Origin of the sequence: uncultured Slackia sp., assembly GCF_944321625.1 — a bacterium.
GTDB lineage: Bacteria > Actinomycetota > Coriobacteriia > Coriobacteriales > Eggerthellaceae > Slackia.
The window spans coordinates 1-10,214 of record NZ_CALUMA010000098.1; the positions used below are offsets into that span (position 1 = coordinate 1).

The window sequence follows — 10,214 nt, forward strand, 5'->3', positions numbered from 1 at the left end:
CAGAAACACGATGCGGTCGTTGAGCAGGCGGGAATAGATGTCATAGGAGCGCTCGCCGCGCGGCGACTGCTCGATGACGTAGGGAATGGTGTAATCGTTACGAAAATCCATGTCATACCCTCTTTCAGAAAATACAACCCTGGCTCGCCCCCGCGATGCGGAAACGAGCCAGAGTACTGTATCACGCTATGCCGCGCATGCGGCCCGTGACAAGACGCACGCTACCGTACGTCCATATATCGTGCGAAGCGCCTCCACGAAGGCTATTCGGCTGCGGGAGCCTCGGCGTCCTCGGCGGGAGCCTCTTCCTTCTTGGCGGACTTCTTCTTGGAGGTCTTCTTGGCGGGCTTCTCCTCTTCCTCGGCGGAGCTCAGCTTCTCGACCTCGACGACCTCGGCGTCGCGCAGGACGGCCTCGAGGGCCTTGCCGCGCAGGATGCCTTCGCGCACGATGTGGAGACGGCCCTGGGCCTTCCACTCGGCGTACATCTTCTCGGGCTCCTTAGCGCCAGAGGTCTTGAACTCGTCCTCGACCTCTTCGTCGGTCACGACGATGCCGTTCTTGCGGGCCCACGCGTCAAGCGCGAGGTTCTGCTTCACGGTGTCCTCGGCCTGGTGCTTGACGTCCTCCTTGAACTTGTCAGGAGTGATGCCCTGCTGCTGCAGGTACGCATCCAGCGTCACGCCCTGGCTCTGCAGCTGGGTGAAGAAGCTCTGCAGCAGATCGCCCTCGGCCTCGTCGACCATAGAAGCGGGCACCTCGCCCTCCAGGCGCTTCTGAAGCTCGTAGAGCGCGTTGTTCTCCAGGATGCGGGGAATCACGTCGCCCTTCTGCTGCTCGATGGTGGTGGCCACCTGCTCGCGCAGCTTCTCGACGGACTCGACGCCCAGCTTCTCCTTAGCCCACTCGTCGGTGACCTCGGGAACAACCTTCTTCTTGACGGCGGCAACGGTGGCGTCCAGGGTCACGGTCTCGGTGCGGTCCTTGAGCACCGACATCATCATGCCGGACTCCTCGGCGGTCTTCAGGGTGACGGAGACGCTCTCGCCCTTCTTCAGGCCCACGAGAGCCTCGTCGAAGGATGCGGGGAAGATGCCGCGGCCGAGCTCGTAGATGCGCTCCTCGGCGGAGAGCATGGCGATCTCCTCGCCTTTGTCATCGGTGGCGGAGATGTTGATGTCGATGATGCTGTCCGACTTGACCTTGGTGTTCGCGTTGGCGTTCTTCAGGTCATGGTAGTAGTCGGCGAGCGCAGCAACCTGCTCGTCGATCTCGGCCTCGGAAGCGGTCTTGAAGGGGATCTCCACATGCACGGGAGAATAGTCGGACAGCTCGAGCTCGGGCTTGACCTCGAACTCGGCGGAGAACACGAAGTCCTTGCCCTCCTCGACGAAGCCGTCGACATCGCTGAACTTCGCCTGGGAGATGGGGCTGAGGTCGCACTCGTCGATAGCCAGAGGGAACGCCTCGTTCAGCATTTCCTCGGTGACCTGCTGACGCACGGCGTCCTTGCCCAGGTGGCTGTCGATGACGGGACGCGGCACATGGCCGGGACGGAAGCCCGGGAACTTGTACTTCGTACCGAAGTCCTTGTAGGTCTTCTTGATGCGGCGGTCGATGTCCGCGGCCTCGATGGTCACCGTGAGCTTAGTAGCACCGGACTCGAGAACCTCTACGTTCGTTTTCAACTGTATCCTCCATCATTCTTCTTCAGCCTGCCGCGTTCCCGCGGCGGGCAGATTACCGAAAACGGGCTGTCCTGCGTGCGGCGCTCATGGTGCGGGCGAAAGGACTTGAACCTTCACGGGGGTTGCCCACCAGAACCTAAATCTGGCGCGTCTGCCAATTCCGCCACGCCCGCACATCGGCGTCACGCCGCGCGCCATTTCGGACACGCAACGGCATATGATAGCAAAAACAGAGCTCGGGAAACAGACGGCATATGCGATGAACACGAGCTCCTTGGCGGATATGTGAAGAAAATGCGCCTTTCGGCCGCCCCGAACGCCTTCGAGAAGCGGGAAGCGGCCCTACACCTTGTCTTCCAGGTCGAGCTGCATGAGCGCCACGTTCTCGCGCATATGCTTTGCCATGGCGCGGCTGATGCGCCTGCTCTCATACATGCGCTGGATATGCTCGAGCTCGAGCGCGTAGCCCAGACGACGCACCTCGGTGGCGCGGTCCTCCACGCGGGCCACCGTTCCGATGTCGCGGCCGATGCGCCTGAGGCGGCGCAGGTCGCGCTGGACCTCCACCATGAGGGCGCTCACGTCCTCGGTGCGATACGCGGGATCGTTCAAAAGCTCGCGGAGCTTGCTCATGACGTCTTCCAGGCTCCTTGCCTGAAGCTCGCGCATCTCGTGCTCTTCGTCCGAGGCGCTCATCATGGGGACCTTGTCCACCAGGAAGCGCTTGATGGAGTGGACCTCCATGGACAGGCGGCGTCGGGCGACGCCGAGGAACCACATGATGTCGCGGTTATGGTTCATCAGGGCCTCGGTCTCGGCGAGACGGTTGAGCATGCGGTACCCCGTCATGGGCGACACCTCTTCGGCGTCGATGGCATGCTGCACGAACTCGCGCTCCCACCTGAGCATGAGCCTGCGCATCTCGATATCGTCGTCGTCCGGATCGTCGTCAAGACCGGACTTGATGCGCGCGATGCGGTCGCTGTACTGTTTCATGACCACCTGCGTGGCGCGGCGGTTGTCTTTGGTCTGACGCGCCGACAAATCCTCGATCACGGCGCGAAGTACCTCGATCACGGCCTGGGTGTCGGTCTCAAAACCCTCCTCGGCGCGCTTGGGCAGAAGCACGGGCAGGGCGAAGTTCGCCAGCAGTAGCGTAAGCACGATGACGCCGCAGGCAAGGAAGATGAGCAGGTCGCGTTCATGGAAATACGACCCGTCCGCCGCGAGATACGGCAGCGTGAACATGATGGAAAGCGAGATGGCGCCCTTGGGACCCGCCAGCGCAAGCGCGAACGCCTCGCGCAGCGACTCGACGGTCACGAACTTCACGGATTTGAGCACGGCGCGCACCTGCTCGGGCGTGCCGCCGCTGTTCTTCTGCTCCTCGCGGGCACGCTGCTTGCGTCCGACGAAATTGATTCCCTGGAACCAGATGGTGCGCATGAGAATCGAAGCGGCGCTGATGGCCACCACAAGGCCCACCAGCTCCAGGTTGCCGATGGAGCGGTCGGTCCAGCTGTCGCTCATCGCGAACGGCAGCTGCATGCCCAAAAGCACGAATACGATGCCGTTAAGCACAAACGTGACCACCTGCCACACGCTGGACGAAACGATTTCCATGCGAGCGACGTCGGGGCCGATCCTGCGGTTGAAAAACGACATGGAAAGCCCCGCTGCCACGACGGCCAAGATGCCGGACACATGCACCGCTTCGGCCACCAGGAAGATGAAGAAGGGCGTGATCACATCCACCAGCACGTGGAACGTGGTGTCTTCGAGGCCCAGGTCGCGCACGCGCGACACGGCGAACGCCAGCACCGCGGCCAGCACCAAGCCCAAAAGGATGCCGCCGAAGAAGCTCACGGCAAACGACGCCGACGCGTCAACCAGCGAGAAGGCGCCCGTGGTAAGAGCCGCCACCGCGAACTGGAACGACACGACGCCCGATGCGTCGTTGATCAGCGACTCGCCGGACAGAAGGATCTCTTGGCGCTTGTTCAGGCCGGCGCTCTGCCCCAACGACGCCACGGCCACCGCATCGGTGGGACCGAGCGCCGCGCCCAAGGCGAAGGCGGCGGCAAGAGGAATGGACGGCTGAATGGCGTTGAGCAAGAACCCGATGACCAGGATGGTGACGATGACCAAGCCCACGGCAAGCGACAGGATCATGACGCGGTTGGACCACAGCGCGACCTTGTCGACGGAGCGCGCCTCCTGGTAGAGCAAGGGCGCGATGAAAAGCACGAGGAACAGCTCTGAATCGACCTCGAAGCCCGCCACGGTCACGCCGCACAACGCGAGCACCACGCCGATGGCGATCTGGATGAGCGGCATGGATACGCCGCGCACAAGTTGGTCGAACACGGCCGACGCCAAGACGGCGGCGGCAAGGACAAGGCAGAAATACAGCAGGGTCATACGCTGGCTCTTTCGGTAGCGAACAGGACGGTCAAAGCCTGGGGGTCGGTGCGGATGTCGAACGTCGAGCCCTCAAGGAGCTCGCCGTCGAGCTGGGCGGGCGGCGGGCAGGCGAACGATATGCGCAGCCGATTGGCCTGCCTGGTCAGAAGCGAGTCGCCCGCATGGCGAAGATGCTTCCCGTCTTTCGCCCGCAGGAACAGAAACGCCGCTTTGGCAAGCCCTATAGGCGCACGCGCGATGCATATGTCGAACCGCCCGTCGGACGGGTTCGCATCGGGGCAGATCTTGAAGCCGCCGTCGTAGGTGGGGCCCAGCTGCACGGCGAACAGCAGCATGCTCCCGCTTTGCGGCTCTTCCCCATCGAACGAGCATTCGTACTCGTACGCATCGCGATGGAACGCAAGCTGGGAAGCGCCCTCTTCGAGATAGAGGCGCGTGCCGGAATGGCCCGTGCGCGCCCGACGTTCGTGTGTGCCCAGCGCGATGGCGGCATCAAGCCCGAACGAGAGCGTTTGCATGAAGGGAACGTCGTTGCACAGCCCGATATCAACTTTGCGAGGCTGCGCGAACACGAGCTTAGAAAGCGCCTCGCGCCAATCGAGACCCATGCCCAGCGTGCGAGCGAAATCGTTGCCATTGCCGCAAGGGATGACGCCCAGCGTGGGACGCGCATCGCGAGGGAGCCGCATGAGGCCTCCGACGACCTCATGGATGACACCGTCTCCGCCCACGGTAAGCACCGTGTCGTACTCGGCCGCCTCGGCGGCAATCGAGGTGCCGTCGCCGGGAGCCGCGGTCACGCGTATATCGAAATCTTTCGGGGAAAGCGTGGCAGAGGCCGACCGGACGTACTCCGCTGCCCGTTTGCCCTCGCCGTTTCTTGCCGCCGGATTGGCTATGACAAGCACCCGCCCCAGATTCTGCACCTGCCGCTCCTCTCAGCACCTGATTCTCTTGCGTCGTTTATTGCAGCACCCGATTATACCGGGTACCCACCCCGAATAAGAAAAAGGGCGCCTATGCGCCCGGTTTAATCACTTCCCAATTCTGGAGAAACGACTCGCTGCTATCGTAGGGGCAGCGGCACTTCCCCTGGCCGTCGCTGACTTCCACCCAGAAGCCGTCGCGGCCGTACTTGCGCTCCAGCGGATCGATCGTGTAGATCTGGCCGGGCTCGAGGCTGACGCCCGTCACCAACGCGCGCTTGCCGATGTATCGCATCGTCTCACTCATATCCAACCCTTTCGACAGGCGGTCGCTCCCTCCCCCAAGGTCGCTCTGCCGCGATGTTTGGTTTGCCCCGGCACGGCACCGGGAATAAAAAAGGTCAGGAATAACCTGACCGGGAGTTTCATGGTGGACCGCCGGGGACTCGAACCCCGGACCTTGGGATTAAGAGTCCCCTGCTCTACCAACTAAGCTAGCGGTCCGTGAAATATGTTCGTACTTTCGAAAAAGCGCTTGGCTATTATACCAACCTCTTCGGAACTTGCAAGTACCAATTTCGAAAAGTTTTTCGCGCTGGGGTGGGTGATCGGATTCGAACCGACGACCTCCAGAGCCACAATCTGGCGCCCTAACCAACTAGGCCACACCCACCATGACGCGCAAGCGGATAGTATAGGGGGCTTTCGGCACGAGCGCAAGAGGGAACTTTTGAAATTTTCAAATATGCCGGTTCGCAAACACAGCACATGAATCCTTCGCTATAATGAACCGCACTGTGCCCCCATGGCTCAATGGATAGAGCACCGGACTTCTAATCCGATGGCTGTGGGTTCGAATCCCGCTGGGGGCACCATACTTCATGACAGTCGATCCCGCGCCCAGCGGGGTTCGAACCGATGAGGTGGAACCGCGTGAAGAAAACTGCCCAGTGGGCAGTTTTTAGCGGTTCGCCCGAGGGCATAGGCCCGAGGGGCGGAGCGTCCGCGTGAGCGGACGCGGGAATCCCGCTGGGGGCACCATATTTCTACGCTTCCCACTCCATCAGATATTCCTCATAACCCGTCGCTTCGTCGATTCGCGTTTGCGCTACGGCAAATCCTTCACGAAGATACAACCTCGCCGCACGCTCATTTTGGGCATACACGCACAGCGTGAGACGGTCTTTCCCCGATTTCGCCAGGTCAAGCAAGCGGGTGCCCACGCCCTGCGAGCGCGCTGAATCGCGCACGAACAGCCCTTCTATATGGTGGCCGGAAAGCCCGATGAATCCGAGGACCTCGCCCGCACGCTCGCACACGAACACGTCCGCCTGCGGCAACGCCTCCCGCACAGCGGCAGCATTGCCCTCCCAATACGAAGCGTCCACGAACGGGTGCGCCTGTTTGTTCCCCTCGAGCCAAATGCCTATCACATCATCCAGATCGCCTGCCGCAAGAGGACGAATCGAGCAATCGGACATACAATCCCCCTCTATCCCCGCCGCCTCTTACGCGCTTGACCGTTTGGCGGCGGAAAACTCAAAACCAAGAATGTTTACGCCGTGCACATGCTTGACAATGCTGCCCCTGAGGACAAGCGAGAAGTCTCCTTCGGCCTCTTGCGGGTCACACGTCCGGCCTCTATTCATCTGCCGCGCCGCCATCGGTGCGGCAGGGATGCCACATTTCGCAAGCCGCCTCTACGGCAGCTTGCGCGGCGAAACGTGCGGCATAGGCGGGAAAGCCCCGACGCTCGAATATCTCCGCAACCTCCGCAGCAAGACTTTCCTCGTCAAGCATAGTGCCGCATGGAGCATGCCCGCCCCGGGAAATCACCGACCCGCAAGAGGCTTCGCCGAACTCCCTCTTCTTGTCAAACGAGCCCTCAGACATATCGGGGCACGGCCCCGCAACCGATGCGCCCTCGAACGCGCACGCATCCCCGGCATCGCCGAAGCATGCGCCGCATCTCACGCAATCATCGCCGCACAAGAGCACCTCGTTGATGCGGGAAGCGGCAGAAGCGGGCTCAAACACGAGGCTGTCAGCCTGGTCGATAGATTCCTCGAACGAAAGCTCGTCCGCCCGACAGGGCAACCCCTCAGACGAAAAATCCACCTCGTCGATAGATTTCTCAAATGCTAACGTATCAATGCGCAGAAAAGCGCCGGAAGAATCCTCCTCCGGCGCCTTGCCCAACACATGTGCCGCGGCGAGCCTCGACATGCCCGCTCCCCTATTCTCCGCCTGCGAGCACGCGCAGCATGAGCTGCGTTGCCTGGCAAGCATATTCGGACGCTTCATCGGCGTTTTGGGCATACGAATCGAAGCCCGAAAGCGCCGGCGTATCGGTGATGCAGCGCACCGCTATGAAAGGGATCCCGTTTGCTGTGCACGTTTGCGCCATCGCCGCCGTTTCCATGTCCACCGCCAGCGGGTTGCAGCGCGCCACGATGCCATCGCGATTCGAGTCATCCACGAAGCACTCGCCCGTGGCGGTGCGCCCGAACGCGAACGGCTTGCGCCACTTCGCAGATGCCTTCTTAGCCGCCTCAAGCAGCACCCCATCAGAGGCGAACTCCTCGCCGTCGTAGTACGGGTAGGAATCGGGGAGCACGAACCCAGGCACGTCGTGATGCACGCAGGTTTCAGACACCACCACGTCAAACAGCTCAAGGGAGGCATCGGCGGCGCCCGCGGCGCCCGCGTTGGCCACGCCCCACACGCGGTAGCTGTCGATAAGCTGCTGGGTGGCCATGGCGGCATTCACCTTGCCAACGCCCGCGCACGCAACCACGACATCGCATCCTGCGAGTTCGCCCTCGAAGAACGATCGCGGGCCGCGCCTCACCTCTCGCTCCACCTTCATATGGCGCAAAAACGGAACCGTCTCGCCCCAGGTGGCAGTAAGGATGCCGAACGACATGCCTCCCTTCATGCACCTGGCCGCACCAAGCGGCTCGGACGGCTCGGCATCGCACACGCCGGAATGCAGACGGCCGCTCTCCACGTCTTTCACCGCACCCTCGCCTTGGACGATGGATGCACTCGATGCGGTTTCCACGCTAATCATAGAATGGGTCCTCCCCTTCATACGCAGGATGCCGGCCTCAGATATGCGAAAACCGGCATCTTTTGCCCCTCAAACAGGGAAATCTCTTGTAGCCCAGCCATCGGACGAGTCCAACGGCCAATGGCGAATAGCCCCCGCGAATGCGCCCCTAGCCTTCCCGGGACGTATCCCCCTCGGGCTCGAACGGCAATGTAGGCGCGTCATTCCACACCTCTTCGAGGCGATAGTAATCGCGGCCCTCGGGCTGGAACACGTGCACCACGAAATCGCCGTAGTCCAGAAGCGCCCAGAAGCCCTCCTGCGCGCCCTCGATACCGATAGGCTTTACACCGGCCTGCTTGATTTCCTGCTCCTCGATCTCGTCGATCACGGCTTCGATTTGACGATTGTTCTGCGCCGTCACGATCACGAAGAAATCGGTGACGCTCACGAGCTCGCGCACATCTTGGATAATGATATCGACCGCCTTTTTGGAATCGGCCGCGCGCGCCGCGATGAGCGCCTTTTCGGAGGAGGAAAGACCCTTGTCTTTTGCCATGTGGTTGAAAATCCTTTCGTTCGTTTTCGGCGCACGTCGCGGCGCCGTTTCATGCTATTCGATGGTGATGACGCGTGCCCCGTTCGACCGGACGCTCGACGCGGAGGTCGCCTCAGCAACACCCGCGGAAGCGGCAGGCGCTTCGGCGACTTGAACGGTCTGGCTGGTTTCGCCCTCAGGCACTTCGGACTCCGATGACGCGCAGGAATCGGCATCGGCTTCGGGCTCTTCCCCATCACCGTCGGCCGAAACGCTGCCGAAACAGCCGCCCTCGGACGCCTCGCGCGCCGCCACCCACGCGTTCCACGTATCGAGCGAATCGGGGTGAATGGCCTTGTCGTCTTCGAGCAGATAGATCATCGTAGCCTTATAGGTCATATAGAAGAGCTCTTCCAGGCTCACCTCGCCCACGGCTTCGCGCAAAGGCGCCACGTCGCCGAACGTGCGCCCCGGTTCGATGATGTCCGCGATAAAGACGACCATATCCAAATCGGCCATCTCAGGAGCGGCGCACGTATGACGCTCGATAGCCTGGAGCACCTCATCAGTCAGCTCGGGGAACTCCTTTTTCAGGGAATACGGCGCGGTATAGGCGTGCAGCACGCCGGGGATATTCTTGCGAACCGCCTTGGGCACCTTCGTGTGCTTTTTGGCGAGCTTGCGCAGCTGCTTGAACGAGAGTGCCTTATCCCAATCGTGCAGAAGGCCCGCAACCGCGGCATCGTTCTCGTTCACGCCATAGATGCGCGCCAGCTGCTCCGCCGCCTGCGACACCCCCATGGAATGCGCATAGCGGGAAGGCTTCACGCGCGCCTGCAAGCGCTGCCTCATCTCTTCGAACCTGTCGGCGTCTACCAACGCGATCATCTCCTTGTCAAGCGGCGCACACGCCGCGCATCATCGCTTCATGGGGCGAGCCGCCTAGCGGTACAGCCCATGTTCTTGAATATAGTCTGCCACAACCTGGGGCACCAGGTAGCGGATGGATTTGCCCGTACGCACTTTCTCCCTCAAATCAGTGGAAGAAACGGAAAGCGCCGTCACTTCCAACTGGCTGATGTGCATGATGGAGGCATGCGTGCGCATGTACTTGCTGCGCGCATCGGTGATCTCGTAGCCGGGACGCGTGACGGCCACCAGGCGGGCAAGGCTCGCCACCTCCTTAGCGTCGCGCCATTCGAGGATGCGAAACACCGCATCGGCGCCCGAGATGAAAAAGAGCTCGACGTTTTCGGGAAAATGGGCCTTGAGGGTGCGCAACGTGTCAACGGTGTAGGTTTCGCCCTCGCGGTCGATTTCCAGGCGGCTCACGTCGAAATGAGGGTTGTCCTGCACAGCGAGGCGCACCATGGCAAAGCGGTCCTCGGCGGGCGCGAGCCTGCGTCCGCGCTTCATCCACGGGTCGCCCGCCGGCAGGAACACCACACCATCGAGCCCGTACGTCTCGCGCACCTGCTCGGCGCAGGCGAGATGCCCGATATGGATGGGATCGAACGTGCCGCCCATGATTCCCAGGCGGTACGAGCGCGTCGGGTCGGCCGTGCCAAGGGTCTCGAATCGTTCGC

The 10,214-nt window shown here is 61.9% G+C and carries 10 protein-coding genes, 4 tRNA genes and 1 pseudogene; 1 reads left to right on the forward strand and 14 read right to left on the reverse strand.

Translation table 11 applies throughout. From position 1 onward, the window contains the following. The 8 genes and pseudogenes from Q0J60_RS08655 to Q0J60_RS08690 all read right to left on the reverse strand — a co-directional run. Positions 1-111: pseudogene (locus Q0J60_RS08655) on the reverse strand (ATP-dependent Clp protease proteolytic subunit); the annotation flags it as partial. Between the two features lie 152 nt (positions 112-263). Then, the gene (gene tig, locus Q0J60_RS08660; protein ID WP_294440607.1) at positions 264-1,688 is read right to left on the reverse strand and encodes a trigger factor; all 1,425 of its coding nucleotides are present in this window, start codon (positions 1,686-1,688) and stop codon (positions 264-266) included. 87 nt (positions 1,689-1,775) lie between these two features. Continuing rightward, positions 1,776-1,861: transfer RNA gene (locus Q0J60_RS08665), tRNA-Leu, on the reverse strand. Positions 1,862-2,030: 169 nt separating this feature from the next. After that, positions 2,031-4,109: a sodium:proton antiporter gene (locus tag Q0J60_RS08670; RefSeq protein ID WP_294440609.1), complete on the reverse strand. Its 2,079-nt coding sequence runs from the start codon at positions 4,107-4,109 to the stop codon at positions 2,031-2,033. Continuing rightward, positions 4,106-5,038, reverse strand: a complete 933-nt coding sequence (locus Q0J60_RS08675; protein ID WP_294440611.1) for a diacylglycerol kinase family protein — start codon at positions 5,036-5,038, stop codon at positions 4,106-4,108. The genes Q0J60_RS08670 and Q0J60_RS08675 overlap by 4 nt, the downstream gene beginning before the upstream one ends. Positions 5,039-5,129: 91 nt before the next feature. Further along, positions 5,130-5,345: a hypothetical protein gene (locus tag Q0J60_RS08680; protein WP_294440613.1), complete on the reverse strand. Its 216-nt coding sequence runs from the start codon at positions 5,343-5,345 to the stop codon at positions 5,130-5,132. A gap of 121 nt (positions 5,346-5,466) precedes the next feature. Next, positions 5,467-5,542, reverse strand: a tRNA-Lys gene (locus Q0J60_RS08685). A 92-nt stretch (positions 5,543-5,634) separates the two neighbouring features. Then, positions 5,635-5,711, reverse strand: a tRNA-His gene (locus Q0J60_RS08690). A 126-nt stretch (positions 5,712-5,837) separates the two neighbouring features. Here Q0J60_RS08690 and Q0J60_RS08695 point away from each other — a divergent pair. Further along, positions 5,838-5,913, forward strand: a tRNA-Arg gene (locus Q0J60_RS08695). 171 nt (positions 5,914-6,084) lie between these two features. Here the strand turns inward: Q0J60_RS08695 and Q0J60_RS08700 are convergent. The 6 genes from Q0J60_RS08700 to nadD form a co-directional block, all read right to left on the reverse strand. Beyond that, a complete protein-coding gene (locus Q0J60_RS08700) occupies positions 6,085-6,519 on the reverse strand; it encodes a GNAT family N-acetyltransferase (RefSeq protein WP_294440616.1) in 435 nt (144 codons plus the stop codon). A gap of 160 nt (positions 6,520-6,679) precedes the next feature. Continuing rightward, entirely contained in the window at positions 6,680-7,264 is a 585-nt protein-coding gene (locus Q0J60_RS08705) for a hypothetical protein (protein ID WP_294440617.1), read from the reverse strand. A gap of 10 nt (positions 7,265-7,274) precedes the next feature. Next, on the reverse strand, positions 7,275-8,111 hold the full coding sequence (gene mtnN, locus Q0J60_RS08710; RefSeq protein WP_294440619.1) for a 5'-methylthioadenosine/S-adenosylhomocysteine nucleosidase: 837 nt from the start codon (positions 8,109-8,111) through the stop codon (positions 7,275-7,277). A 148-nt stretch (positions 8,112-8,259) separates the two neighbouring features. Beyond that, positions 8,260-8,649, reverse strand: coding sequence for a ribosome silencing factor (gene rsfS, locus Q0J60_RS08715; protein WP_294440622.1), 390 nt, complete (start codon positions 8,647-8,649; stop codon positions 8,260-8,262). A gap of 54 nt (positions 8,650-8,703) precedes the next feature. Continuing rightward, positions 8,704-9,516 (reverse strand): bis(5'-nucleosyl)-tetraphosphatase (symmetrical) YqeK, encoded by an 813-nt coding sequence (gene yqeK, locus Q0J60_RS08720; protein ID WP_294440624.1) that lies wholly within the window; start codon positions 9,514-9,516, stop codon positions 8,704-8,706. Positions 9,517-9,570: 54 nt separating this feature from the next. Continuing rightward, a partial coding sequence (nadD, locus tag Q0J60_RS08725) for a nicotinate-nucleotide adenylyltransferase (RefSeq protein ID WP_294440626.1) occupies positions 9,571-10,214 on the reverse strand: 644 nt, incomplete at its 5' end.

What these genes read in the sequence shown, in the direction of transcription:
- Q0J60_RS08670 (WP_294440609.1), bottom strand. Translation starts at nt 4,109, where the DNA reads ATGACCCTGCTGTATTTCTGCCTTGTCCTTGCCGCCGCCGTCTTGGCG.
- Q0J60_RS08705 (WP_294440617.1), bottom strand. Translation starts at nt 7,264, where the DNA reads ATGTCGAGGCTCGCCGCGGCACATGTGTTGGGCAAGGCGCCGGAGGAG.
- yqeK (WP_294440624.1), bottom strand. Translation starts at nt 9,516, where the DNA reads ATGATCGCGTTGGTAGACGCCGACAGGTTCGAAGAGATGAGGCAGCGC.
- Q0J60_RS08700 (WP_294440616.1), bottom strand. Translation starts at nt 6,519, where the DNA reads ATGTCCGATTGCTCGATTCGTCCTCTTGCGGCAGGCGATCTGGATGAT.
- mtnN (WP_294440619.1), bottom strand. Translation starts at nt 8,111, where the DNA reads ATGATTAGCGTGGAAACCGCATCGAGTGCATCCATCGTCCAAGGCGAG.
- Q0J60_RS08680 (WP_294440613.1), bottom strand. Translation starts at nt 5,345, where the DNA reads ATGAGTGAGACGATGCGATACATCGGCAAGCGCGCGTTGGTGACGGGC.
- rsfS (WP_294440622.1), bottom strand. Translation starts at nt 8,649, where the DNA reads ATGGCAAAAGACAAGGGTCTTTCCTCCTCCGAAAAGGCGCTCATCGCG.